The 25,674-nt window shown below is 37.8% G+C and carries 21 protein-coding genes, 3 pseudogenes and 1 riboswitch; of the genes and pseudogenes, 7 read left to right on the forward strand and 17 right to left on the reverse strand.

The features are described 5' to 3' along the window. Positions 1-231: 231 nt before the first annotated feature. On the reverse strand, positions 232-954 hold the full coding sequence (locus BQ5321_RS20840; RefSeq protein WP_071396302.1) for a GntR family transcriptional regulator: 723 nt from the start codon (positions 952-954) through the stop codon (positions 232-234). A 225-nt stretch (positions 955-1,179) separates the two neighbouring features. Between BQ5321_RS20840 and BQ5321_RS20845 the strand changes: the two genes are divergently transcribed. Continuing rightward, positions 1,180-2,175: a glycoside hydrolase family 43 protein gene (locus BQ5321_RS20845; protein WP_071396303.1), complete on the forward strand. Its 996-nt coding sequence runs from the start codon at positions 1,180-1,182 to the stop codon at positions 2,173-2,175. 122 nt (positions 2,176-2,297) lie between these two features. Here BQ5321_RS20845 and BQ5321_RS20850 read toward each other — a convergent pair. Further along, positions 2,298-2,852: pseudogene (locus BQ5321_RS20850) on the reverse strand (xylose isomerase); the annotation flags it as partial. Positions 2,853-3,256: 404 nt separating this feature from the next. On the opposite strand from BQ5321_RS20850, the gene BQ5321_RS20860 reads away from it, so the two are divergent. Then, positions 3,257-3,559, forward strand: a complete 303-nt coding sequence (locus BQ5321_RS20860) for a hypothetical protein (protein ID WP_071396305.1) — start codon at positions 3,257-3,259, stop codon at positions 3,557-3,559. 526 nt (positions 3,560-4,085) lie between these two features. Here BQ5321_RS20860 and BQ5321_RS20865 read toward each other — a convergent pair. Further along, positions 4,086-5,156: an NAD(P)/FAD-dependent oxidoreductase gene (locus BQ5321_RS20865; RefSeq protein WP_071396306.1), complete on the reverse strand. Its 1,071-nt coding sequence runs from the start codon at positions 5,154-5,156 to the stop codon at positions 4,086-4,088. Between the two features lie 197 nt (positions 5,157-5,353). After that, a complete protein-coding gene (locus BQ5321_RS20870; protein WP_071396307.1) occupies positions 5,354-6,319 on the reverse strand; it encodes a tRNA dihydrouridine synthase in 966 nt (321 codons plus the stop codon). Positions 6,320-6,769: 450 nt separating this feature from the next. On the opposite strand from BQ5321_RS20870, the gene BQ5321_RS20875 reads away from it, so the two are divergent. After that, a complete protein-coding gene (locus tag BQ5321_RS20875; protein ID WP_071396308.1) occupies positions 6,770-8,323 on the forward strand; it encodes an ABC-F family ATP-binding cassette domain-containing protein in 1,554 nt (517 codons plus the stop codon). Positions 8,324-8,480: 157 nt separating this feature from the next. Here the strand turns inward: BQ5321_RS20875 and BQ5321_RS20880 are convergent, their stop codons facing one another. From BQ5321_RS20880 to BQ5321_RS20915, 7 genes are all read right to left on the reverse strand, one after another. Then, positions 8,481-9,746 carry a cation:dicarboxylate symporter family transporter gene (locus tag BQ5321_RS20880; protein WP_071396309.1) on the reverse strand — a complete coding sequence of 422 codons (1,266 nt, stop codon included), beginning with the start codon at positions 9,744-9,746 and terminating at the stop codon, positions 8,481-8,483. Between the two features lie 177 nt (positions 9,747-9,923). Then, positions 9,924-10,074, reverse strand: a riboswitch (cyclic di-AMP (ydaO/yuaA leader). A 199-nt stretch (positions 10,075-10,273) separates the two neighbouring features. After that, the gene (locus BQ5321_RS20885) at positions 10,274-11,866 is read right to left on the reverse strand and encodes an NAD(P)/FAD-dependent oxidoreductase (RefSeq protein WP_071396310.1); all 1,593 of its coding nucleotides are present in this window, start codon (positions 11,864-11,866) and stop codon (positions 10,274-10,276) included. Positions 11,867-12,082: 216 nt separating this feature from the next. Next, a complete protein-coding gene (gene ppsA, locus BQ5321_RS20895) occupies positions 12,083-14,695 on the reverse strand; it encodes a phosphoenolpyruvate synthase (RefSeq protein WP_071396312.1) in 2,613 nt (870 codons plus the stop codon). Positions 14,696-15,021: 326 nt separating this feature from the next. Continuing rightward, positions 15,022-15,444: a VOC family protein gene (locus BQ5321_RS20900; RefSeq protein WP_071396313.1), complete on the reverse strand. Its 423-nt coding sequence runs from the start codon at positions 15,442-15,444 to the stop codon at positions 15,022-15,024. A 136-nt stretch (positions 15,445-15,580) separates the two neighbouring features. Then, positions 15,581-16,405, reverse strand: a complete 825-nt coding sequence (locus BQ5321_RS20905; RefSeq protein ID WP_071396314.1) for a metal ABC transporter permease — start codon at positions 16,403-16,405, stop codon at positions 15,581-15,583. Next, positions 16,402-17,169: a metal ABC transporter ATP-binding protein gene (locus BQ5321_RS20910; protein ID WP_071396315.1), complete on the reverse strand. Its 768-nt coding sequence runs from the start codon at positions 17,167-17,169 to the stop codon at positions 16,402-16,404. Before BQ5321_RS20910 ends, BQ5321_RS20905 begins: the two co-directional genes overlap by 4 nt. Positions 17,170-17,175: 6 nt before the next feature. Beyond that, the gene (locus tag BQ5321_RS20915) at positions 17,176-18,069 is read right to left on the reverse strand and encodes a metal ABC transporter solute-binding protein, Zn/Mn family (RefSeq protein WP_084786878.1); all 894 of its coding nucleotides are present in this window, start codon (positions 18,067-18,069) and stop codon (positions 17,176-17,178) included. Between the two features lie 878 nt (positions 18,070-18,947). Between BQ5321_RS20915 and BQ5321_RS23850 the strand changes: the two are divergent. After that, a pseudogene (locus BQ5321_RS23850) lies at positions 18,948-19,163 on the forward strand (response regulator); the annotation flags it as partial. A 31-nt stretch (positions 19,164-19,194) separates the two neighbouring features. Here BQ5321_RS23850 and BQ5321_RS20920 read toward each other — a convergent pair. Then, positions 19,195-19,605 (reverse strand): annotated as a pseudogene (locus tag BQ5321_RS20920) (phosphotransferase); the annotation flags it as partial. A gap of 107 nt (positions 19,606-19,712) precedes the next feature. After that, complete coding sequence (locus BQ5321_RS20925) at positions 19,713-20,516, reverse strand: DUF2238 domain-containing protein (protein WP_071396317.1); 804 nt, start codon at positions 20,514-20,516, stop codon at positions 19,713-19,715. Between the two features lie 170 nt (positions 20,517-20,686). On the opposite strand from BQ5321_RS20925, the gene BQ5321_RS25145 reads away from it, so the two are divergent. From BQ5321_RS25145 to BQ5321_RS24970, 3 genes are all read left to right on the forward strand, one after another. Further along, positions 20,687-20,731: an erythromycin resistance leader peptide gene (locus BQ5321_RS25145; protein ID WP_139187945.1), complete on the forward strand. Its 45-nt coding sequence runs from the start codon at positions 20,687-20,689 to the stop codon at positions 20,729-20,731. A 381-nt stretch (positions 20,732-21,112) separates the two neighbouring features. Then, positions 21,113-21,337: a hypothetical protein gene (locus BQ5321_RS24965; RefSeq protein ID WP_139187844.1), complete on the forward strand. Its 225-nt coding sequence runs from the start codon at positions 21,113-21,115 to the stop codon at positions 21,335-21,337. A gap of 41 nt (positions 21,338-21,378) precedes the next feature. Continuing rightward, positions 21,379-22,047 (forward strand): MFS transporter, encoded by a 669-nt coding sequence (locus BQ5321_RS24970; protein ID WP_315970111.1) that lies wholly within the window; start codon positions 21,379-21,381, stop codon positions 22,045-22,047. Between the two features lie 339 nt (positions 22,048-22,386). Here BQ5321_RS24970 and BQ5321_RS20935 read toward each other — a convergent pair whose 3' ends face one another. The 4 genes from BQ5321_RS20935 to BQ5321_RS20950 all read right to left on the reverse strand — a co-directional run bounded on the left by BQ5321_RS20935 (position 22,387) and on the right by BQ5321_RS20950 (position 25,480). Then, on the reverse strand, positions 22,387-22,743 hold the full coding sequence (locus BQ5321_RS20935; RefSeq protein ID WP_071396318.1) for a GIY-YIG nuclease family protein: 357 nt from the start codon (positions 22,741-22,743) through the stop codon (positions 22,387-22,389). Between the two features lie 14 nt (positions 22,744-22,757). Next, on the reverse strand, positions 22,758-23,693 hold the full coding sequence (locus BQ5321_RS20940; protein WP_234978435.1) for a vWA domain-containing protein: 936 nt from the start codon (positions 23,691-23,693) through the stop codon (positions 22,758-22,760). Between the two features lie 155 nt (positions 23,694-23,848). Continuing rightward, a complete protein-coding gene (locus BQ5321_RS20945; RefSeq protein ID WP_071396320.1) occupies positions 23,849-24,976 on the reverse strand; it encodes an AAA family ATPase in 1,128 nt (375 codons plus the stop codon). A 24-nt stretch (positions 24,977-25,000) separates the two neighbouring features. Next, the gene (locus tag BQ5321_RS20950; protein WP_071396321.1) at positions 25,001-25,480 is read right to left on the reverse strand and encodes a DUF6530 family protein; all 480 of its coding nucleotides are present in this window, start codon (positions 25,478-25,480) and stop codon (positions 25,001-25,003) included. Positions 25,481-25,674 lie beyond the last annotated feature (194 nt).

A 25,674-nucleotide genomic window follows, 5' to 3' on the forward strand; every position in this document is an offset into this window, starting at 1 on the left:
GATAAATCCAATTCGCCCGTCGAATTTGCGTCCGGATTACCTGAGCTCGCTCGGGTAAATTACCCCTAAAAAATCCGTGACATCCGCCGGAGGCTTAACTTCATTCAGCCGGGGTTTGAACCCCCACTGAATCGAGGTACTATTTGCATTCATCCCCCACTTGTAGAAGTGGAGGACTTCTGCTGAATGAAGGTAAAAAACAGGACTCGGAATCATTCCGGTCCTGTTCGTTTAATCGACAGATACAATTGTATTGAATTTCATATACTTATAGTGGAATCGCATTTGCGAAAATTCAAATGGTGTTCCGTTATCAAGAAAAAAGATACCCTCCATAATTCCAACAGGCTCATGTTCTTTTAAATGCAGTAGCTCCTGGTCATTTTCAGTAGAAGGCTCTGCATAGATTGATAAAAATGATTTCGTTACAGCCATATTATGAGCCTCTTCAAGGTAATGAAATATGGATCCCTCAATAATTTTTTGATTTAAATTTTGGACAATCTTTATAGGAATATAGCCGGTTTCAATCATGAATGGTTCTTCTTCAAACAGTCGTAAACGAACGATTTTATAGACAAAATCATAAGGCTGAAGAAATAAATCACGTTGTAACTCTTCTGTAGGCGGTATCACTTCAAATTTCAAAACTCTAATCTTTGGGCTCTTTCCATTCATATGGAAATTATCAGTGATCCCTAAATTTGTACCTTCATAGCTGAAAATGGATTCATTTTTCAAGTATAAAGGATTAATAAACGTTCCTGACCCTCGTTTTTTGAAAACAATACCGTCATTAGCCATTTTTGTTAAGGCTCGTTTAATGGAACTTCGGCTTACCTGATATAATTCACTTAGGCTGCGTTCATCCGGCAATTTCAAATCTGAAAATTTTCCTGCAAAAATTTTCTCTTTTAGGTCATCAATAACCTGCTTATAAACTAAATCTGCCATTCAATTCCCCTCTATCTTTTCATCTTCGACTCCCACTAGATATTCATATTATTTATCAATGTAACCGTTTTAGCAAATTTTTTTATGTAAGTGCCAGGCACCTTCCAGATATTTGGAAGATGCCTGGCACTTATTTCTATCATAGTAACCTTAATAATGGAACATATTACATTTAAAGTGATGCCGATGACAGGAATTAAAAACAGGGTAAAAAGGAGTTCAAAAATGACTAAAATGGTAATACCGAACGAGCCTTTAGTAGATCATATCTATACAGCAGATCCCTCTGCGCATGTATTTGAAGGTAAAATATATGTTTATCCTTCCCATGATCTTGAACACGATGAACCATCTAATGATAATGGTGACCAATATAAAATGGAGGATTATCATATTTTGTCTCTCGACAATTTCAATTCTCCATGTGTTGACCATGGCGAAGCCCTTCATGTAAAAGATGTTCCTTGGGCAAGTACACAAATGTGGGCACCGGACTGCGCTTACAGTAATAATAAATACTATTTATATTTTCCAGCAAGAGATTATGATGGAATCTTCAGGATTGGTGTCGCAACTAGTAAAAGTCCCTCCGGACCTTTTAAGCCGGAGGAAAATTACATTCCGGGTAGCTATAGCATTGACCCTGCCGTATTCATAGATGACGATGGAAAAGCTTATATGTATTTTGGAGGGCTTTGGGGAGGACAGCTGGAAAAATGGCAAACAGGTACGTTTGTTTCTGATGCAGAAGGTCCTGCTGCAGACGAACCAGCTCTAGGGCCACTGGCAGCTGAATTAAATGACGATATGATGACATTTAAAGATCACCCTAAGGAGATATCCATCCTTGATGAAAATGGCAAGCCCCTTCTTGCCGGCGATGAGGAGAGAAGGTTTTTTGAGGCTGCTTGGGTTCATAAATATAACGGAAAGTATTACTTTTCTTACTCTACTGGATCAACCCATTTTATTGTCTATGCAGTAGGTGATAGTCCAACAGGTCCATTTGTTTACAAAGGTAAAGTTTTAGAACCAGTTATTGGCTGGACAAACCATCATTCCATTGTTCAATTTGAGGACAAATGGTATTTATTTTATCATGATTGCTCCTTATCCGGAGGGATTGATCATAAGCGCAGTGTAAAATTTACAGAACTTAAACATAACGAGGATGGAACCATTCAAACAATTGATCCATATCGAGATTCGAATAACAAATAATATCTGATTATGAATAAAGCGAGGGTACCTAATAGCTCCACACTAGGAACACCCTCTTAAACAAGCAACCAAGGATCATTTAAATTGCTAGATTACTTTATAGTAATCCAACGATTTTGTCTTTATCCACGGTACACATTTACCAAGTATTGATTTAATATCGCTCTCAGATTCTCTTGTCTACCAGATTTATTTTCAATTTTATCGAGCTTTAATGCATGCTCTGAAAGCTTATGGAAGTCTGCTTTTCCTTCTACAATATCAAGACCAATACCCTCTCTGTAGGTGCTGTAACGATCGGCAATAAAGTTATCTAGAACTCCATCATCGAATAAGTTTTGAGCAACCTTTGCTCCTACGGCAAAGCTATCCATACCTGCAATGTGAGCTAAAAATAAATCTTCAGGATCAAATGAACCTCTTCGTACCTTAGCGTCGAAGTTTAAACCACCTGAGCCGAGGCTATCATTCTTTAAAATCTCATACATTCCTAAGATTGTCGAGTATAAATCGGTTGGGAATTCATCTGTATCCCATCCAAGCAGAGGGTCACCTTGGTTCGCATCAACCGAGCCCAGCATTCCATGAATTCGAGCCGCATGTAATTCATGCTCAAACGTATGCCCTGCAAGAATGGCATGGTTTGCCTCAATATTAAATTTAAATTTATCATCTAATCAAATTCCTTACATTACTTCTTCTGTAAAAGAGATATTCTCCTTTTAAGTAATCAAGATTAGTATTCTAATATAGAATTTTCCCTCATTATCTATTCTAATACCGCAACTGTGATTGCGTAAAACCGCCATCGTTTTTGCGGTTAAATTTATGTAATAATACCTCTTGTTAATACTATCAAATAACATAGGGGGTTATTGCCTAGCAATAAGCAAATTATTCCTGGGTGCCTAACACTCTTTTTAGGGGTTTCCCCCTATTTTTGTTGTCAAAATCCTATTTATTTTATTGGCTTCAAAAAACATGTTACCTTTATTATAGGAATATTTGGTATTTTACTATTTTCTAAATTTAATTTATCTGTTATGAATAGAGAGAAAATAAATATGGAGGGAAACCTATTATGGAATTCATTGTGAGTAGCCTGGCTTTAGAAACAATTAAAAAAATATTAGAAAAAGACAATAGCAAAAAGGGAATCTATGTATACTTAGCTGGTGTAGGCTGTGGGGCTGGAGGCTCAGCAAGTTATTCCCTCGCACCTGTAGAACAGGAAGAAGGAGAAAATGTCGTAATTATCGAGGAAATTCCGTTTATTTATGACAATCTGATGTTAAAGCATACCGATAAAATATCGATAGATTATAAGCCTTCCAAATATGACAAAGAAATCTGGTTGCAACAATTTATTGTAAAGGCTGTCTAAGAAATAAAAAGGGAGACCCTCTAAAAACTGAGTTCTTCCTTCTTTATTTTAAGGATAAAAATCGGAATGCACGACTTATAACAGGAGGAACAGTGGATGCATGATTTTCATCCCGACCTTCATTAAAGTCTATGCTGTTGGTGAACGGCTTTAGGGTATGGTATATCTCTTTTGCATCATCCACCATAAGGCCTTCATGTTCACCTGCTGGAAAAAACTCACTAATTAAATTCTCCCGTCGAATTTGCGTCCGGATTTTTATCGAGCTCGCTCGATAAACTACCTTTTAAAAAATCCGTGACATCCGCCGGAGGCTTAACTTCATTCAGCCGGGGTTTGAACCCTCACTGAATCGAAGTACAGTTTGCATTCCTCCCTCTCTTGTAGAAGGGGAGGACTTCTGTACCTGTCGCAAGCTTTCGGTACAAAAAGCATTTGCTGAATGAAGTTAAAATTGGAAATCTTATTTTATCTTTCATCTGGAAGACACCTTGCTGCTTGCTTTATCGATTTGATATAATCAAAACTATTTTCCTATAACTACATTTTCCTTCATTTGATTGTCGATGAGCTGGCGATTCCGTTTATGAAAAATCTCATTATGAGAAGAAACCATTCCTTTTTCTTCTGCATCTGGTTGTATATACCGCTTCGCCTTATTAACGGCATTCACCGCATCCTGGAAAGCGCCTGCAATTAAATGGACTTTTCCCTCGTAGTCAATTACATCACCTGCCGCATACAAGCCTGGTACACTTGTTTCGCAATAAGCATTTCCCTTAATATAGTGATTCTCTACCATTTCAATCTGTAAATCACTTTCTTCAAGGAGTGCCTTTTCTCTGACATAACCATGGTTCACCACCACTTCATCTACAGTCATATAAGTAACTTCACCTGTACGATTATTAGTCAGCTCGACCATATCAATTGATGTACCCTTAGTATCGGGCAGCAGCTTCGTAATTTCTGTATGAAAGAAACACTCAACAGAGCTATTTAATAGCTGAGATACCTGGGCCTCGTGTCCATTTAACGCATCCTTTCGATAGGTAAGATACACTTTTTTAGCAATAGGCTCGAGTTCATTAGCCCAATCAACTGCTGTATGACCACCACCAGAAATTACAACAATCTTATCCTTGAATTTTTTTAATGATTTAATCGTGTAATTTAGATTTGAACTATAAAAGGTTTCAGCTCCATCAACCTCAAGCTTCTGCGGATTAATAATCCCTCCACCAATTGTCACAATCACTGCTTTAGATAGATGTACCTGTCCTGATTCTGTCTCTAATAAAAACAGTCCGTCTTTGTTTTTTACGATTTTATTAACTTTTTCCCCTAAGACGACGGTAGGTTGAAAGGTTAGTGCCTGCCCAATCATCTGCTGGATTAATTTCTCTCCTAAAATAGGTGTCATCGCGCCAACATCCCATATCATTTTTTCAGGATAGACATGTACCTTTCCACCTAACTGGCTTTGATATTCAATAACCTTTGTTTTCATTTCACGCAAACCGCTATAAAAGGTTGAGAATAGCCCTGCTGGCCCCCCACCAATAATTGTCACATCAAAAATTTCTGCCTCTATCATTACATATCCCCCTATAAATATTATGCAAACTCCTCATTAATTGAAAACGATTATCATTATCATAATATGATTTTAGCAAAGTCTGAATACTTTTTGAATGGATAATTTAAAAAAATTAAAAAATCAGGCAACTCCCCACAATGGTTAGTTGCCTGATTTTTATATTCTTTTCTCCACAAACATGTATATTTTATTGATTAACTTCCTTCTTGTCCAAAGTGATCCAGCAATGCACGCACTTCATCTGTTGATTTCGTGTTCATCAATCGATTTCTTAGTTCAGCAGCTCCAGGGAATCCTTTGACATAAATTTTGAAAAAGCGATGAAGCCCAGTCATTGAACGTGGCAGTACTTCCGCATATTGATCCTGAAGATCAAGCTGTAGTCTTAAAAGATCAAGATGTTCTTTACTACTATGCTCTTTTGGCTCTTTTTCAAAAGCGAAAGGATTTTTAAAGATACCTCGCCCAATCATCACACCATCAATACCATATTGTTCAGCAAGCTGAAGCCCCGTTTGACGGTCAGGAATGTCTCCATTGATTGTTAGTAGTGTATCTGGTGCAATCCGGTCACGTAATTTTTTAATTTCTGGGATTAACTCCCAGTGCGCATCTACTTGGCTCATTTCCTCTCTTGTACGTAAATGAATAGAAAGATTGGCAATATCCTGTTTGAGGATATGTGTTAGCCACTCCTCCCATTCCTGAACCTCCTTATAGCCAAGTCTTGTTTTCACGCTGACAGGCAATCCTCCTGCTTTTGCTGCTTGAATTAAATCGGCTGCAACGTCTGGTCGAAGAATAAGACCGCTACCTTTCCCTCTCGATGCTACATTCGGTACAGGACAGCCCATATTAATATCGATGCCTTTAAATCCTAGCTCTGCCATACCTATACTCATTTGACGGAAATAATCGGGATTATCTCCCCAAATATGTGCCACAATCGGCTGCTCATCTTCTGTAAACATCAAACGACCACGCACACTTTTTATTCCATCTGGATGACAATAGCTATCAGAGTTTGTAAACTCTGTGAAAAATACATCCGGTCGTCCGGCTGCACTCACTACATGACGAAAAACAACATCTGTTACGTCTTCCATTGGTGCAAGCACAAAAAATGGTCGTGGTAAATCACGCCAAAAATTATCCTTCATTTATATTCAAATCCTCTCATTATGGACATGTAAGACAAAATATGGTCCTCAAAATAAGTATCAAATTCGCCCGTCGAATTTGGGTCCGGATTTTTATCGAGCTCGCTCGATAAATTACCCCTAAAAAATCCGTGACATCCGCCGGAGGCTTAACTTCATTCAGCCGGGGTTTAAACCCCCACTGGATCGAAGTACTATTTGCATTCATCCCCCACTTGTAGAAGTGGAGAACTTCTGTACCTGTCGCAAGCTTTCGGTACAAAAAGCATTTGCTGAATGAAGTTAAAGATTTCCCGACTACTTTAACAGTTATACCATAATTCAATCCATTTTATTAAACTGTAGAAGTATTCATTTTATATATTTTTCACAAGAAAAAACTTCAAGTAGAAAAGGCAGTCAAAATCTAGTAAGATATCCACATGTGACATTAGATAAGGGGTTAAAAAAATGAGCGTATTAAACGTACAAAATTTAAGTCACGGTTTCGGTGATCGTGCGATTTTTAATGATGTGTCCTTCCGACTTTTAAAAGGAGAGCACGTTGGACTAGTTGGAGCAAACGGTGAGGGTAAGTCTACCTTCATGAATATTGTTACGGGGAAGCTGCAGCCCGACGAGGGGAAAGTTCAGTGGTCAAGAAAGGTTCGTGTTGGTTATTTAGATCAGCATGCTGTCCTTGAAAAAGGTACGACGATGCGCGAAGCTTTGAGTACTGCTTTTCAATACCTTTTCGATGCTGAAGCAGAAATCAATGAACTTTATGCCAAAATGGGTGATGAAGGCGCTGATATCGACGCATTACTTGAAGAAGTTGGAGAGCTACAAGAAACGTTAGATAGTAATGACTTTTATCAAATTAATGCAAAAGTGGAAGAAGTTGCTCGTGGTCTAGGCTTAGACGATGTGGGACTCGATCGAGATGTAGATGACCTTAGCGGTGGGCAGCGTACGAAGGTTCTGCTTGCTAAGCTTTTGCTAGAAAAGCCTGAAATCCTATTACTGGACGAGCCTACGAACTATTTAGATGAACAGCATATCGAATGGCTGAAGCGCTATTTACAGGAATACGAGAATGCATTTATCTTGATTTCACATGATATTCCATTCTTGAACAGTGTGGTTAACTTGATTTATCACATGGAAAATCAAGAGTTAAATCGCTATGCTGGTGACTATGATAGCTTCTTAAAGGTATATGAAATGAAAAAGCAGCAGCTAGAATCTGCTTACAAGCGTCAACAACAGGAAATTGCTGATTTGAAGGATTTCGTTGCTCGTAACAAGGCAAGTGTGGCGACTCGTAATATGGCGATGTCTCGTCAGAAGAAGCTCGACAAAATGGACATTATTGAATTAGGGAAAGAGAAGCCGAAACCAGAGTTTAATTTCAAAGAAGCTCGTTCATCTAGCCGTTGGATCTTCGAGACAGAAGATCTGGTTATTGGTTACAATGAACCACTTTCTCGCCCACTGAATTTGAAAATGGAACGCGGACAAAAAATTGCATTCGTCGGTGCAAATGGTATTGGTAAGTCTACTCTATTAAAAAGTATTCTAGGGTTAATTAATCCCATTTCGGGTAAAGTGGAGCGCGGTGACTATCAATACATCGGTTACTTCGAACAGGAAGTGAAACAGTCTAATTACAATACTTGTATTGAAGAGATTTGGAACGAGTTCCCAAGCATGAATCAAGCCGAAGTCCGTGCTGCACTTGCAAAGTGCGGGTTAACGACGAAGCATATTGAGAGTAAAATCGAAGTCCTTTCTGGTGGCGAAAAGGCTAAGGTTCGATTATGTAAAATTATTAACACTGAAACGAACTTATTAATTCTAGACGAGCCTACCAATCACTTAGATGTGGACGCAAAGGAAGAATTGAAGCGTGCTTTAAAGGCCTATCGCGGAAGTATCCTGATGGTATCCCACGAACCTGATTTCTATCGTGAAATTGCGACCGATATTTGGAATTGTGAGGATTGGACGACGAAGGTGTTTTAATGAAAGATGAAGGGGTACACAGTGAAATCACTTGTGTACCCCATTTTTATATAACATTGAAAGAAGCTCATCCCAAACTTTCATTCTATTGAAAAAATAAAAGCACAAACCATTAGCTTTGGTCTGTGCTTTTACTATTTTATGACTCCCAAAAATATTATGAAGCTTTTCTAACTACCTCTACTTCTTCAACAGGAGGATTGAATTGACCTTCCCATTTCGCTACAACAATCGCTGCTAGCGAGTTTCCTACTACGTTAACTGCGGTACGTCCCATATCAAGAATACGGTCAATACCAGCAATAAATGCTAGCCCCTCCGCAGGTAATCCAATCGTACTAAATGTAGCGAGTAACACGACAAAGGATACACCTGGTACTCCTGCCATTCCTTTAGATGTCACCATCAAAACTAACATTAACGTAATTTGTTGCCCAATGCTTAGTTCGATACCAAACATTTGTGCAATAAAGAGCGATGCGATGGCTTGATATAAAACAGAACCATCTAAGTTGAAGGAGTAACCTGTTGGAATAACGAAAGAAGCAATATGCTTCGGGCTTCCTGCTTGCTCCATTTTATCCATTATTCTCGGTAGCACGGTTTCCGAACTTGAGGTTGAGAATGCTAAAATCAATTCTTCTTTAATCATCTTTAATAATTTAAAGATATTAAATCCAACAATTTTCGCCATTAAACCTAACACAACGATCACAAAGAAAATCATGGTTCCATAAACAGTAATAGCCAGCTTTCCTAAAGGAATGAGTGATGAGAAACCATACTTAGAAATCGTTACACCCAGTAAGGCAAAGACACCTATTGGTGCATACTTCATAAAAAGGTTTGTCACATAGAACATGGCTTTTGCCGTACCTTCAAAGAACCGTAGTACTGGTTTTCCTGTATCTCCAATTGCCGCAATTCCAAGACCAAACACAACCGCAAAGAAGATTATGGCTAACATATCACCTTCTACCATCGCTTGTATTGGGTTTGTTGGTACTATATGCAAAAGGGTATCGGCGATTGTCTTGCTTTCTTGCTCTTCCGATGTTTGGACATAACCCGAGATATCACTTTGCTGTAGGCTGTCCATATTTAGTCCAGCGCCAGGCTGAAAGATATTAGCGGAAACGAGGCCAACCGCAATGGCAACCATCGTCATACCAATAAAATAAGCCAATGATTTACCGCCAAGCTTACCAACCGATTTGATATCACCAACACCAGCAATGGCAACGATAATCGTTGATAAAACAATTGGGACAACAATCATTTTAATTAAACGGATAAATAGATCGCCCATTGGTTGTAAAACACTTTGTGCCGTTTCATTACCGTAGAAAATTCCACCCACAATTATACCTAAAATAAGGCCAATAAAAATTTGATTAGCCAAACTTAATTTAAACTTTTTCATCCATTACCCCACCTTCTTGTTGTTAAATATATACTTAGGCAAGGGAAACAAAGGTGATTTAACTTCCAAGGAATGAAGTTAAGCCTCCGGCGGATGCCTCGAATGTGATATAAATGAAAATTGACCAACAAAAAAAGACACAGGTTGTGTCAATTCGCACGATTATATCCTTTATTCACTTGTTCCCTTTAAACGCTTACGAGGTTAGCTTTCGGGTTGGGACTATGGAAACAGTAAGCCCCTCCAATAGATAGGATTCACCCCACGCAGAGATTCTACGAAAAAATTGGGTCCCCCGCTCTTAAATAAGATTAAGCGAAATAATATAAATTATTTCTATGAATTACAATGTTATTATACTAATAAAACTTTATTTAGTAAATGGTAGGCAATTCCCATCTGAATTAGAAATTCTAAAATAAATCTTCTGATAGTTTTAAAGGCAACCCCCAATGGAATAGTTGCCTGATATAAGGTGAGCTCTACATGATTTTATTGCTATTTCAGAATATCTAACTATGTGATTATTACTTATCTTCAATCGCCATTATCGCTTCTGCACATTTTATGCCGTCAACAGCACTAGACGTGATTCCTCCGGCATATCCTGCACCTTCTCCACAAGGATATAACCCTTTGATGTTTGACTCAAAGGTCCGCGGATTTCGTTTAATGGTCACTGGTGATGAGCTTCGACTTTCTACCGCTGATAAAACGGCATCATGTCTGATAAAGCCTGCAAGTTTTTTATCCATTGCCCTTAAACCCTCTTTTAAACTATCGACGATAAAATCATCAAGACATTCTCTTAAATCTGTTGGTGTAACACCTGGGTTATAGGTTGGGATAATATCACCAAGCTGTTTACTACCTTTGTTTTCCAGGAAATCCCCGACCAATTGTACCGGTGCAAAATAATTGCTGCCACCAAGTTCAAATGCCTTTCTCTCAAGCTTTCTTTGAAACTCGATAGCTGCCAAAACCTCTCCATTAAAATCCTTTGGTGTGATAGAAACAAGCAAGGCACTATTAGCATTTTCACCACTTCTTGCGCTATAGCTCATACCATTTGTTACGACTGAATTTTTTTCTGATGCGGCAGCCACAACATGACCCCCAGGACACATACAAAACGTGTATACACCTCGACCATTGGCAAGATGTGCATTCAATTTGTATTCAGATGCACCAAGTAATGGATGATTGGCAAAGCTGCCGAATTGCTGTAAATCGATATCTTTTTGGTGGTGTTCAATTCGTACTCCTACAGCAAAGGGCTTCGGTATCATCTCTACACCTAAATCCTTTAACATATAAAACGTATCTCGAGCACTATGCCCTATCGCTAATATGACAGCATCGGTCTCTATGGCATCTGACACTCCTTGTCTATCTAACAGCACTCCTTTCACTTTATCATTTTCGATTATCAGTTCCTTCATTTTCGTTTCAAATCGTACTTCCCCACCTAGTGATTCAATTTTCTTACGAATATTTCTCACTACATCGATTAAAATGTCCGTGCCAATATGGGGCTTTGACAAATATGCTATCTCTCCTGGAGCACCGGCTTCTACAAGTTCCTTTAACACTTTCGGAATTCTAATATTTTTTATACCTGTTGTTAATTTACCATCTGAAAATGTTCCTGCTCCACCTTCACCAAATTGGACATTGCTATTCGGTTCAAGCACACCATCTTTCCAAAATTTTTCAACGGCCATTTTTCTTCGGTCGACGTCCATTCCCTGCTCTATCATAATCGGGTTTAATCCATGTTCGGCTAATATCAAGGCACTGAATAGTCCAGCAGGTCCACTGCCGACTACGACTGGACGAGTTGTTTTTTGGGTTTTCTTGATTGTATATTCCATTGGTTCGTAGGAAGAAACATCCTTTATTCCTAAATACACTTTCTCGTTTTCCATTTCCACATCAACAGAATAAACAAGCCGTACATTATGTTTTTCCCTTGCGTCAATTGACTTCTTAGAAATACGAAAAGACAATATTTTGTCGAGTTTAACCCTTAAGATTTTCTGGATTTTCTGAGCTAAAAGTTCATTTTCCTTACTTGGTTCAAAATCAGCACGAAGCTTTATATTACTTATTCTTAACATGTTAATTTCCATCCCATATTATATTTTGCTGCTTTTTTAATATACGTCACCTCGTTAAATACTGCTGTGATAACAGTTACTCTTTTATATATATTTGTTTTATATTGGATAAAAAAGGAAGTGCCGCAGAGGTAGAAACTCTGTAGCACTTCCTTTTTTATCTCATTTGGTTTGTCATTAGCACCAAAATCTTCCTGAATAGTTATACTATATTGATTACAATATTTCGATATACCCTTCTGTTCCATGCACCCGAATTCGTTGCCCATCTTTTATCCGTTTATTGGCATTTTCCACTCCGACAACCGCTGGTAAGCCATATTCACGAGCTATAACGGCTCCATGGGTCATCAGTCCCCCAACCTCTGTCACTAGGCCGTTTATAGATACAAACAGCGGTGTCCAGCTAGGGTCTGTATAAGCGGTCACTAATATATCTCCAGACTCTAAATCTGCATCTTCTATGTCTAAAATGACACGTGCTCTTCCTTCTACAACCCCAGAAGAAACAGGTAGACCAATAATAGCATCGGCTGGGATATTTTCTCGCTTGTACTCACCCATAATGATTTCTCCATCAGACGTCATCACACGTGGCGGAGTTAGTTTTTCATATAATTTATATTCGTTCTTTCGATTGCTAACAATCTGGTAATCCAGTTTTTTTGTACGAACGACTTCGCTAAGTTCTTCTATGGTGAGATAGTATATATCTTTTTTATCATGAATCACTCCCTCTTGTACCAATTTTTCAGCTTCTTTCAGTAAAGCCTGTTTATAGACAAAGTAGCGACTAATCATGCCATATTTGGGATATTCCCTAAACCCACTGAAATTGCGGATTAGATCGATCCTTTGTTTTGTTTCTTTCACTTTTTGTTCACCATCTGGTAATTGCTTCAATCGTTCTAATAACTCTTGTTCTTTTTCCATAGCCTTCATGCGTCCCTGCTCAAATTTCAGCTTGCTAGCAGCAGGCTCAAAGTTTTTGATGTTATTAAGAATGATTGGGACAAGTGTACTTGGTTTTTCGCTCCAGCGTGTTTTAGTCATATCAATTTCCCCAACACATCGCATACCGTATTTGTTAAGATATGTTAAGATGGCTTCCCGAGCTTTATGTCCACCATCAAGCTTTTCGAGGTCGTCCAAAAAGTTATCATCTTTGACATGTTGTAGATACTCAATGACTTCAGGATAAGGACGAATTACATCTGCGACATCCAAAAGCTCTAGACCCATTTCCGAAGTTATATTATTTGGTACCGATTGAGAAAGGATATCTGCTACGTTTTTTTCACCTAACCACTTGCTCATTTTTTGATTTATCCATGTTGAAGCTGCCATAGCATCCATAATCACACCCATACGAGGGTCAAATAAATACTTCTTTAATTGCGGGATATCATCTTTAATAAAATCAATTAAATCTGAGCCCGATTTCGTTTGGATATTTTGTTTTAACTCTTCTATCGACTCTTGACTACTCTTTATTGATTCAAAAACAACTTTGAGGGTGTGTTCAATTTGTACTTGAATATCCGTAGACGACATCCCCTCATTACTTTTATCCGGACTCGGTCCCTCATTATAATTGGGTAACGATTTAATATAATCTCCTCGCTCTACTATGGTCATAAGTGCGTCTTTTATAAGTGGATCGGACTGCCCCAAGGCATCTATTATGTTATCTCTACTCTCAGATGAAGCCAACATAGGTGTTACATCAACAAACAATCTTCCGCCAGCTTTACACATAGGTGCAGGAGTTGTTAACAGAAAAATAGACAATCCTAATGGTTTCATAGGATCTGTCATCATTTGTTGATGACCAACAGATACATAAACATGATTTTCTTCATCGTTAGCTTCCGGAATCGGGTATAAAGTCGTAATAGGACGACTTTGGACAATATAAAAGGTATCATCAACCAAACACCATTCGATATCCTGCGGCTGACCAAAATGGGATTCGATTTTTCTTCCTATACGTGCTAATTGTAAAATCTGCCCGTCTGTAAGAGTTTGGGTCTTTTGCCGATTCGGATCAATCTGTCGTGCCTCTGTCCCACCCTCCTTTAATCCATAGATTGCCAATTTCTTGGTTGCTATCATTTTATCAACGATTTGATCTTCCTGTACTTTATAACAATCGGCAGAAACCAAGCCAGAAACCAGTGCTTCTCCAAGCCCAAAACTAGCATCAATTGATAGGAGCTTTCGGTTTGAGGTAATCGGGTCAGCGGTAAATAGAATCCCGGAAGCCTGTGGGAAAACCATCCTTTGAATGATAACTGATAAATAGACTTGAGCGTGGTCAAATCCATTTTGCATACGGTAGATGACCGCTCGATCCGTAAATAAAGAAGCCCAGCATTTACTAATATGCTGCAAGATAGAATCGACGCCAATAATATTTAAATAGGTGTCTTGTTGACCAGCAAAAGAAGCATAGGGCAAATCCTCAGCAGTTGCACTAGAACGAACGGCATAAGCCTGCTCTTCTCCATACTTGGAAAGGAAATCAGCAACGGCATTCACGACATCGGAAGGAATTTCTACTTCCATAATCATTTGTCGAATCTTTTTGCTGACTTCACCAATTTGATCTCGATTTTCTATTTTGAGCTCGGTTAGTTGCTCCAATAATTCTTGATACATATCGTTTTGTTCAAGGGCTTTTCGAAATCCCACTGTTGTAATACAAAATCCTTCTGGTACTTGTACACCTTGTATTTTTGATAATTCCCCTAAATTAGACCCTTTTCCGCCAACAAGCAAAAATTGTGGTTTCTCTATTTCCTGAAAGTTCAATACCAATGAACTCATTCGACACTCTCCTATCCATTCATGTTTTATTGATTTTATCAGTAGTAAACAGGAATATGCAGTCTATATTTACTATGTTTCAAATGCTATAATTAATGTAGGAAGAGTTCTATTTTGAAAAAAATAATTCAATTTACATGAGGATTTATCTCACTGAGGATGACTATTAAAAAAAAGAAACCATTCAGGTTTGGCTGACCTTTATATTGATTGACTTTATCACTTCACACAAAAAACCGACTGTACTTTTTACAGTCGGTTTTCTAAATAACGTCATAAAGTGCTGCCTTTTAAAACTGTTTTCTAAACTAAAGTTGTATAGTACCTTATTCTGAAAAATCCCAAGCTGGATTCCAGACGACTTCCCATAAATGTCCGTCTGGGTCTTGGAAATATCCAGAATATCCACCCCAAAAGGTATCATGTGCTGGAACGGTAATTACCGCACCAGCTTCCCTTGCTTGATCCAATACCTTATCAACCTCTTCTTTACTCTCAACATTATGACCAATCGTAAATTCAGTTGGACTCATCGGCGTTTGGTTTAGACTTGTGTCATGTGCGATATCTTTCCGCTTCCAAATGGCTAGTTTCAATCCAGAATGTAAATCAAAAAACGCAACAGCGCCATGCTCAAATTCTTGTCCTACGATTCCTTCTGTCGGTAGACCGAGTCCCTCCTGGTAAAATTTCAAAGACCTCTCCAGGTCATCTACACCTATTGTTATTACAGAAATTCTTGGTTTCATTTCAAACCTCCTCACGAATTTATTCTTAACATACCATATAACATAAAGCCATTTGAAGTTTTGCTCACTTAAGAGTGCCTGTCACGACCCGTTTGGTACAAAAAGCATTTGCTGTATGAAGTTAAAAATCATTGGATTAGTGATGAATAATTACCTTTTTTCGATACCCTTTCCACGCTGTTAGTAAAAGATAGCTTATCCCGGAAAGAAGAATTATCGATGCCCCTGAAGGAACGTTTAACTTATAGGAAATCCAAAGTCCTGTTAGTGAGAAGAAAAGACTGATACTCGATGTAAGTATCATCATTGTTTTTAAGTTATTGGTAAAATACTTTGAAATTGCAGTAGGTGCTGATAGTAGAGCAATAACAAGAATAAATCCGACGACACGAATAAGAATAACTACCGTTAAGGCAATTAAGAAGAAAAGTAAATATTCAAGCCACTGTGTTTTTACCCCTTGTACCCTCGCAAACGTATCATCAAATAAATATGCTTTATACAAATTAAATAAGGCTGAAATAAAGAATACGACAATCGCATCTAATGCTAGCATCATCCATAAATCACTTTTGCTTACTGTTAAAATATCACCGAATAAATATGTTGACATATCTGGTGGATACCCAGGCGTAAACGCAATAAATATAATTCCTGCAGCCATTCCGATAGACCAAAAAAGTGCTATAAGTATATCAGCGTTCGTTTGTTGTCTGCGCTGAATGGTTGCAATTCCAAATGAAGCAGCCACAGCAAATAAAAGTGCACCAAGCATTGGAGTAATACCTAAAAAATAGCCAAGTCCAATACCGCCAAATGCAGTGTGTGCGATCCCACCAGACATCATGACCATTTTTTTCTCCATGATGATGGTCCCAATAATTCCACTAACAATGCTTATTAAGATTGCACTCCATACCGCGTGTTGTAGAAATTCATATTCCAATAAATCGTGAATCATTTTTCTCCCTCCAGATGGTGTGCTAACACTCGATGAGGAATACCGTGTGCAATAAGTTCAACAGGACATCCATACATTTTTTCTAGAACTTTAGATGTCATATTTGGTTTTCCATGATAATGAAGCTGCTTATTTAAGCACGCTATTGACTCTGAATATGAGGCAATAACATTCGTGTCATGTGTAACAAGGACTATTGTTTTTTCATTATTTAATTCCTTCAATAATTCATAAATCATCGTTTTTGATTCCGAATCCACACTGGCTGTTGGTTCATCGAGTATTAGAATTTCAGGATTACCAGCCAGCGCCCTTGCCAGCATGACACGTTGAAGCTGTCCACCGGATAACTGACCAATCTGGCGGTTTTTTAAATCAAATAAATCAAGCTTGAGAAGGATATTGTTTGCAACGTTCAAATCTTCTTGACTAAACTTGTGAAAAAAACCACTTTTTTTTGTTAAACGACCCATTAGAACGACTTCTACTACACTGATAGGAAAGCTACGATCAAATTGAGAAAACTGAGGGATATAACCAATCACCCCATCTTCCTTGCTACCTGTAGTTCCTTTAATATTGATTCTCCCGGAAGTGGGCTCTATAATCCCAAGGATAACTTTCAAGAGAGTACTTTTTCCGCCACCATTGGGGCCTATTATGGTTAAAAAATCTCCTTTATTAACCGTTAAAGATATATTATCAAGAGCAAGAACATCATCGTAATAAACGGTTAAATCACTTATTTCGATCACTGTTTCCATTTCCTATCACAGCTCCTGTGCTTCTTTAAATGTCTGTGCCATTAGCTTTAAATTTTCTACATAATCCGGTGCTAGCGGTACTATCTGAACAGTTCTACCATTTATCTCTTCAGCAGTAGCTTTTGACTGAGAGCTATCTATCTCAGCTTGATAAAAAATAACACGGATCCCCTCTTTTTTGGCTATATTAACAATCTCCTTTCTTCTTTGAGGGGTTGCTTCTTTTCCATTCTCTTCAATAGCTATCATCTCTAGGCCATAATCTTCAGCAAAGTATCCAAATGCTGGATGATACACGATGAATTTCTTTGAATCTAACTTCGATAAGATTGTCCTAATTTCTTTATCAGCATTAGAAATTTGTTCGATGTAGTCAGCAGCATTATTTTGGAATTGATCTTTCTGATTCGGGTATTTTTCTGAAAGTTCATCCGCTATTTCCTGAACGATAACCTCTGCCCTTTTTGGTGACAACCATATATGTTGATCTCTCATTCCAGATTCAAACTGCCTTTCTGGATATTTTTCTGCTACACTTTTTTCAAGGTGAACAATGGTCATTTTAGGATTAATGTCTTTTGCCTTTGATAAAACATTTACCTTTTCAGTTGGAACACCTATGCCAAAATAAACATCTGCATCACTAAATTGTTGTAACTCTTTAGGTGACGGTGCATAGTTTGCTGGATTTTTTCCAGGCGGGATCATCACCACTACCTTAGCAAAATCACCTACCACTGCTTCCACCCAAGTTTTTTGCGGTACAATGGAAACTGCAATCATTGGCTTTTTATCTGTTTCCCCTCCTGATGTCTCATTAGAATCACTAAGGCCTTCTGAGCAGGAAGTTAATAGTGTGGTTAAAAAGAAGAATAAAAATGCCCCAAATATTTTTTTCATTTTCATTATCCTCCAAGCTAAATATTTTAAATAGAATTATTTATTCATAACTTTTAGTAAAGTTATTTCATGGAACATTAATCAAATTCGCCCGTCGAATTTGCGTTCGGATTTTTATCGAACTCGCTCGATAAACTATCTTTAATAAAATCCGTGACATCCGCCGGAGGCTTAACTTCATTCAACCGGGTTTTAACCCCCATTGAATCGAAGAACCATTTGCATTCATCCCCCACTTGTAAATGTGGAGGACTTCTGCTGAATGAAGGTAAATTACATTATTTCGTTCTTTACTAGAACCACGTTATTGTTAATCGTAATCATTACGATTAATGAATTATAAATACTCAATCAGTCTGTAGCCTCCTTACTATCTCATCAAAATATACGTACAGTTATTCAGTTTAATAGTGCACATAATAACCTTTGCACAAAAAAAGATAACATTTTTTTCATATAAACAAAATCAATATATCTTACTTAAAATAAAAATGAGGGATTACCCCTAATAGTGCCTGTCACGACCCGTTTTTTGTTGAACTTTGTCGAAGGATTATTAGATTTATCCGATATCGTGTTTCTTGTTTTCAATACAGAAAAGAGCCGTTCCACGTGTATAAAGTGTTGGTCACTGCATTTCTTCCTTAGTAAGAAGAGGTAAATAAAATTTATATATCTTTTAATCCTTCTTTAATAAATCTTTGAATTTCCATCTACACTTATCTTGTGTTTAAAGATCATTTAGGAGGATTTTTTATGGACGAAATTTCAATTATGTTTACGACTGAATCTTGGTATGTTTTATTACCTCTATTTATTGGTGTGCTTATAGGATTCATTTTTTGGATAAATAAACGAATCGTAGAGATGATCAGGAAATTGCTGAATTAATGCAGATTTATTTAGAAAATGAAGGCTATAACATAATAAAAGCAACAGATGGGATAGAAGGCTTTGAAATTCTTGAAGACCAACCCCAACCCGTCGATCTCATCATCTTAGATATTATGATGCCAAGAATGGATGGATTGGAGTTCTGCAAAAAGGCTCGGCAACATAGTCAGGTTCCAATCCTGATGGTGAGTGCTAAGGCTGGAGATATAGACAAGATTAATCGTACCAGCCCTCACAGATATTTTCAGCCATTCTTGGCCAGGTGTTACCGCCAGCATTGTCATAGGCATCAATTAACTTATTCAGTCCCGCTTTCCCAAAAAGTAGTTGGTGCGACAAGAAATCTACAGACACATCACCGATCCCCACCTCTGTCCAATCAATTAAGCCCATGACACGATTGTTTGTATCAATAAGGATATGACCTGGGTGCACATCTCCATACTTTACCCCAACTTGAGAAGGCCAATAGGTTTCATCTGCTAACCATGCTTGCCAGCGGTTCCATAAATTGGGGTTAACCTGATATTTTTCTTTCACACGTTCCATCCGCTGTTTCATAGAGGCTCTTATCTCACTTGAACTAAGAATTTCAACACCGATATTTTTGAATTCCTGTTGAGGAAGTGAGTGTAACTCTGCTTGTAGGCCATATTCACGAGTGCAGGCGGTAACCAATATTCTCCATCTTCTAGATTAGCGTCTTATGGTGAAAAAATTCAAATTATGTCATTAAAGGCTGCTTCTCTTTACTGACTTTTTTTAGGTATAAAATTTCGAACAAATTTGTATTTTTTCTGGTCATGGTATGCGTATAGATAGCCGAGCACACTGAAGACAATAGCACCAAGCAGGTTTACAAATAAATCCTTCATTGTATCAATAATACCAATATCAAGATACCCGTCATCAATAACGGTTTCAATCATATCTCCCGAATCGTTTTCACTTTCAATAACTGTGCGTTGAATATCCTCAATATGATAAACGATATTATTCTCATCACCAATACTTACACTGTTTATTTGCTGAACAATTCGGTCTTTCTGCATATCGAGATTCATCCAGCGGTCTGCGTAGTATTCAAGAAATTCCCACATAACACCAACGGTCATCGAAAAACTGAAAGTGACGATAGCAAGAAATAATGGACTCAAATTTATACCCTCAGCATTCTTATTTAACAGATAGACAAGTGAGAAACCGACACCAGCTGCTAAAAAGCCATTGAGTGTATGAAGTGCTGTATCCCAAATTTTGAAATAACCGTAAAAATCGCTCAGTTCTCCCAGAATAGTCGAACTAAAAATAAACGAGATGATAATCAGTTCCAACATGTTGGGAATTTCAATTTTAAACACTCGTTCCACAATTTGAGGGATAGCAAATAAAGCAAGCGTCAGAACAAGAAGAAAAGCATCCCCCCATCTTTGCATAGGTATCTGATTGATAAGCATAAAAACTGCAATTGCACGAAATATAACATACACGACAACAATCTTCTTGTTGGCTGTTGTCGTACTACTAGTAAAGAATCTTTTTATGATATTCATGAGTAACAACCTCCAATTAATTAGGATATTCAATTCTTGTTATTATAAACGTTAGTTACCCAAAGTACGCCCGTTTCTACAATTCTCCCACTCACAAAACATTGACCTTTTCATAAAGGGACTCTATAACTTTCACTGTACTTTTAAATACTAAGGAGGATTATTAAAAAATGACAGCTTCAATGAGACTTCGTTTCCCAACTTTGAACCAGTAATTGAATATGGTCAAAGACTCTGTTTGGATAAACAGAGTAAACGGGATAAGTCTGTCCTTTTTTAAAACCTTCATTTTAATACATTTATGTATTCTGAAGAAAGGCAGCAACTTTAGCCTTTCTTTAATTTTGTCTAATTTCCGACTCGCAAGTAGATTTATAGGGTGATAAACTACCTTATACTTCCTACTCTAGAAGGCTAGATTCTTATTCCCCTTTACTCTAAACTCACAGGCAGATTGTCTGTGAGTTTTTTTATTTCAATAACGTCGATGGAGGAATTTTATATGTGCATGTTACTTTTCTATTGATACGAGGTTTTGTTTATTTATCTCGTATCGGTGAGAATCGATACGCAAATTCTAGGAGGTATCGATAAAAATGGAAAATCATCATTGGAAACGAAAATTATTAGCAATATATACAGGTCAGTTCTTTTCATTACTGAGTAGTGCTGCCGTTCAATTTAGTATTATTTGGTGGTTAACGGATACAACAGGTGGCTCACCACTGGTGTTATCGCTAGCTGTTTGGCCGGTTTCTTGCCACAAGCATTGGTTGGCCCATTTGCAGGGACATTTACCGATCGTTATTCACGAAAAATGATAATGATTGTGGCAGATATGACAGTTGCTCTTTGAAGTTTATTGCTTTTTACATCCATATATTTTAGTGAACCGAGTATCGTATTTGTCTTAGTCGTTTTAGTCGTTCGTTCACTTACAACTGCCTTTCATATGCCAGCTATGCAAGCTTCTATCCCACAACTTGCACCGGAAGAACATCTTACAAAGGTTGCCGGATGGGAGCAGACGGTAAGCTCTATTTCAAATATTGCTGGACCAGCAGTGGGCCTGTCTTTACTAGCAGTGAGGTCACTTGAATGGGTATTGTTGTTAGATGTTTTCGGGGCTCTTACTGCAAGTGGTATTTTACTATTTATTCACATTCCAAAAGTACCAAGAACAGAAGAAAAGGGTTCTAGCAGCTTCATGACAGAAATGAAAGAAGGCTATGATGCAATTGTTATGCATCTAGTCCTATTGAAACTAACATTTGTCACGACGATTGTAGCCCTACTTTATTTAAAATTATTATTAGGTGAAATTCAGCCAACAAAAGGAAACGCACATCAGTTTGTCGAGTGCGGTTATGTTGAGCAACTTGAAGCTCCCTCTGCCAGTGAGGCGGATCCAGCATTGCTTGGAAAATTAGCTGTACCAAAGGATTCGGATCAGTTAAGCGGCGGGGAAGCAAACAAGGATGAAACTCGCCCAATTATTCACAAATTATTACGAAGCATTACTAATCGATGAACCGACCAATTTTTTAGATATCCATGCAATTGAAGCGTTAGAGCGATTTATCTCTGCCTATAAAGGAACAATCATATTTGTGTAACATGATAAGAATTTCATAAAGAATGTAGCAGATTTACAATTTAAAATTTCAGATAAAAAGTTCATTCAAAAGTGATTTAAAGTTATAATCAGTAAAACTAGTAAGATAATAATGTTCTTCTTCACGGAATACCTTAGTGGAGGAATCAATTGAGGCTTGGAGCTATTTCCAAGCCCTTTTCTTATTTATCTATTTGGCATTCAACTTCTATGCCCTCCAGCAAAATCACAATCAACTATACCATTCAATCTGTATTACTTAGGTTTTTTGTTATATCCATTATCATCGTAGGGTTGAATTTTCTCCAGCCATGCATTTTCTAATTGCTTCGGTGCCCATTTACGATCCGTATCTTCTGTTAACTCCTTTTGTTCGAGTACCTCATAGTGAAAAGCTTCAGCTCCAAGCTCATTCCACTCTTGCTGTAATGCCGCATTCGCAAAGCGATTCATATCAAGCTGTCCCCGCAATGTTAGCCATTTATTTTTTAAATTGGGACAACTGCCAATATAGACTTTTCCATTTACTGTATTCGTAATTTTATAGACACCCATATAGGTTTTAACTTGTTTATATTGTTCGAGTAATTGTTTTCGTTTATTTCGATCCATAAGAATGTTCCTTTCTATCTAATATAGCGTGCAATCATTCGTACTAATTGTACAGGAAAATGTTGTAAATTTGTCATGTCGAGAAAACGTTCAGCTCCATAAATATGTTGAATAATCTCCTTATCTTGTCCAATCGCAGCTGCTAAAAATGTAATGCCTTTTCGTTCATAATAAGTTATCGTATTTTGCATATCAGCTGTTGCTTTGTTTCCGGTGTAATCTGGCATTGCTTTTGGTTGGCCATCGCTAATACTAATAATTAGCTTTGTTTGCTGTGGACATGCGACTAATCGTTCACTAAGTACGCGAAGTGCCATACCGTCACGATTATTACTCCTCGCTTGGATATTCATCAAACGATAAGCATCTTCAGGTGATGATTGTTCAAAATCCGTATAGGCATAAATTGACATTTGCTCTAGCTTAGAAACGTCTGCTGTATCTCCGTAAATTAGTAATGGAATGTCTAGCAACCGACAAAATTCATAGACAGCCAATACTGCAAGTTTCGCAGCCTCTAACCTGCCAAATGCAGCCATAGAAGCCGATTCATCGACACGTAGTGCGACTACGAGTGAAGGAGCTTCAGTAGGTGGATTCTTTCGAGCAAAATATCTAAAATCTCGAAAAGCTACAGTATCTGCTTGGAATTTTGTACCGTAATATTTTCGCTTAGCATTGGTTATGGACTCCTCATGCTTCAATAATGGTGCTGTTTTTCGAGCAATTTCATGTACAATCGGTTTCACTTCTATCCTCAATTGTTCGTACTCTCTAATCTGGTCATTCGTATAATCTGGTCGATGCACAATTTGTTTGATATGCTGATGAATGGAGTCTGACACTGCTTGTCTCGCTTGTTGATTTAATTGCTTACGCAAAGCACGGCGAGCATCCACTGCTTTTTTCTCGCTTTCTGGATGATAGAAAGGCAGAGCGTTCTCTCCCATATCAGTGCTTTCCCTTATTGAGCCTTCTTCCGAAACATCTGTAGACTGTTGTTCACTATCTGCTGACTTTTTTAAAGAAATGGCATTGTCAGAAGGGATGTGTGGTTCGTCAGTCTTCCCATCAATCTCTCCTTCTGTTTTGATTTCAACACCATTTATTGCTGCTTTTTTACGACCGTCTCTACCTCCTCTAACTGCTCAAGCATGCCATGACCACATAATGCCTCTTCTAATAGGCGAATTTCTTCTTCATCAGTTGTCATTTTATAAATCACTTTATGATACATGGCATTCTTTGCAGGTATACCTGCTGCTACTGCATCAATCCAGTAAAGATAAGATCGCATCCCTGCAACCCCTTTAATGGCATTAGCACGTGCCGTTTGATCGAGTATGATAATACAGTCTGCCAACACGCTCAGCACCTCTTGTTTAGAAAAAAGCGTTTTTGCTATTGCTCGTTCAATCATTACCTCTTTAGAAGGTAAATCCATCTTTTCAACATGCTGGACTCGATCACGTAACGCTTCATTAAGAGGTTTTGAGCCATGATAATCGCGATTTGTTGTCAGTACAGCGATAAAATCTGGATGGCGATGAATGACTTTGGTTGGTAAATTAATACTCCCATCTAATTCTAAGGCAGAATTCAGTGCCATCAAAACTGCTGCATCCCGAATAACAGTCGGTTCTTGAATTTCAAGTAGATATCCATGTTCATAGGCACTTACAATTTCTGAAGGATAAAAGCGATACTCCACTGCATCTTCCTTCAAATCGCTCGATACCTTTTTCATCAGATCCTTAAGGTGACTCGTCGCTTGATTTTCTGTCATTTGAAGTGCCTCCATTAAAATAGTTTGGGCACTTTGAAATCCATCGCTTTCATATAAAGCCTTTAATACCTTTTGGTCCCTAGCATCCATTCGATGTAAATGTTCATCTGAAATGACTGGTAAAATAGCACCAATAATATCTGACTTATCCATATCTGAAAAACAGGTCACCTTCGTATACGGTAGCCCAAAATCAGCTGATAAAGCCTTTGCAAGTTGTGTCTTGCCAGATCCTGCATCACCTTCTAACAATATATTGGCGATTTTCATTTCCTCACGCGCCCAATTGCGTTTTACTTCCTTACAAATACGTAATTCTTCTTCGCTTACCTTGTGGGAAATTGGCTTTTTCCAAATTAGTTCTTTTTCCACATCCGTTAGAGGCCTTTTAGGTGATAAATAGTATTCTTTTTGGATGTAGGCATTCCCACCTTCTGCTTTATTCATATCATTTCTCCTTTTCGGACCTTTCTAGTATCCCATTTCTTTTAACAATCGAGATAAAACTCTAAGTCGTTCTCCTATCATTTCCCCATCAGCACTAAGGGCCTGAGAAAATAATTTAATATCATCATCAATCATCGGATTATCCGTGCAAATCGATACATTCATGGCATCTCCTTGAAGTCCAATACGATCAATTTTTGGATTATCAGGATCATATAATTTCGGTAAACGATAAGCATCCTGAAAATATAGACTACTTCTACATAGCAAAATAGCAAGATCTATTACACGATGGAATGGTAATTCCTCGGACTTATTAAACCACTCTTCTCCAGAGTGACTCCATACTTTTGCTGAAATACCCTCCTTTCCTTGTTCATCTTTTTGAGATAACCCTAATGAAAGAATTTTCACATCGGTATGATAGGCATTTCTCCCATCAATCTGTTCATAATTATCAGATACAATAATCGACTTATTTGTTAAAGCAGTTGGATTTTTCATTGTTTAACCTCCAAAAATTTTAGATATTGTTCCAGTCAATTATTTTGAAACTGTACGAATTTATACTCATTCATGTGATACGCAAGAGTCAAAAGTTATTATGTGTCTTATTGACGGAACACAAACATTATATTATTATGTTTGGAGTAACGCAAACTAAATAACATGATGTTTGAAAATGATTAAACTTCGAT

This window comes from Bacillus tuaregi, from assembly GCF_900104575.1.
Classification (GTDB): Bacteria; Bacillota; Bacilli; order Bacillales; family Cytobacillaceae; genus Bacillus_BD; species Bacillus_BD tuaregi.

What these genes read in the sequence shown, in the direction of transcription:
- BQ5321_RS20860 (WP_071396305.1), top strand. Translation starts at nt 3,257, where the DNA reads ATGGAATTCATTGTGAGTAGCCTGGCTTTAGAAACAATTAAAAAAATA.
- BQ5321_RS20880 (WP_071396309.1), bottom strand. Translation starts at nt 9,746, where the DNA reads ATGAAAAAGTTTAAATTAAGTTTGGCTAATCAAATTTTTATTGGCCTT.
- BQ5321_RS20875 (WP_071396308.1), top strand. Translation starts at nt 6,770, where the DNA reads ATGAGCGTATTAAACGTACAAAATTTAAGTCACGGTTTCGGTGATCGT.
- BQ5321_RS20935 (WP_071396318.1), bottom strand. Translation starts at nt 22,743, where the DNA reads ATGGATCGAAATAAACGAAAACAATTACTCGAACAATATAAACAAGTT.
- BQ5321_RS20910 (WP_071396315.1), bottom strand. Translation starts at nt 17,169, where the DNA reads ATGGAAACAGTGATCGAAATAAGTGATTTAACCGTTTATTACGATGAT.
- BQ5321_RS20940 (WP_234978435.1), bottom strand. Translation starts at nt 23,693, where the DNA reads ATGGGAGAGAACGCTCTGCCTTTCTATCATCCAGAAAGCGAGAAAAAA.
- BQ5321_RS24965 (WP_139187844.1), top strand. Translation starts at nt 21,113, where the DNA reads ATGGAAAATCATCATTGGAAACGAAAATTATTAGCAATATATACAGGT.
- BQ5321_RS20945 (WP_071396320.1), bottom strand. Translation starts at nt 24,976, where the DNA reads ATGAATAAAGCAGAAGGTGGGAATGCCTACATCCAAAAAGAATACTAT.
- BQ5321_RS20885 (WP_071396310.1), bottom strand. Translation starts at nt 11,866, where the DNA reads ATGTTAAGAATAAGTAATATAAAGCTTCGTGCTGATTTTGAACCAAGT.
- BQ5321_RS20915 (WP_084786878.1), bottom strand. Translation starts at nt 18,069, where the DNA reads ATGAAAAAAATATTTGGGGCATTTTTATTCTTCTTTTTAACCACACTA.
- BQ5321_RS20865 (WP_071396306.1), bottom strand. Translation starts at nt 5,156, where the DNA reads ATGATAGAGGCAGAAATTTTTGATGTGACAATTATTGGTGGGGGGCCA.
- BQ5321_RS20845 (WP_071396303.1), top strand. Translation starts at nt 1,180, where the DNA reads ATGACTAAAATGGTAATACCGAACGAGCCTTTAGTAGATCATATCTAT.
- ppsA (WP_071396312.1), bottom strand. Translation starts at nt 14,695, where the DNA reads ATGAGTTCATTGGTATTGAACTTTCAGGAAATAGAGAAACCACAATTT.
- BQ5321_RS20870 (WP_071396307.1), bottom strand. Translation starts at nt 6,319, where the DNA reads ATGAAGGATAATTTTTGGCGTGATTTACCACGACCATTTTTTGTGCTT.
- BQ5321_RS20840 (WP_071396302.1), bottom strand. Translation starts at nt 954, where the DNA reads ATGGCAGATTTAGTTTATAAGCAGGTTATTGATGACCTAAAAGAGAAA.
- BQ5321_RS20905 (WP_071396314.1), bottom strand. Translation starts at nt 16,405, where the DNA reads ATGATTCACGATTTATTGGAATATGAATTTCTACAACACGCGGTATGG.
- BQ5321_RS20950 (WP_071396321.1), bottom strand. Translation starts at nt 25,480, where the DNA reads ATGAAAAATCCAACTGCTTTAACAAATAAGTCGATTATTGTATCTGAT.
- BQ5321_RS20900 (WP_071396313.1), bottom strand. Translation starts at nt 15,444, where the DNA reads ATGAAACCAAGAATTTCTGTAATAACAATAGGTGTAGATGACCTGGAG.
- BQ5321_RS20925 (WP_071396317.1), bottom strand. Translation starts at nt 20,516, where the DNA reads ATGAATATCATAAAAAGATTCTTTACTAGTAGTACGACAACAGCCAAC.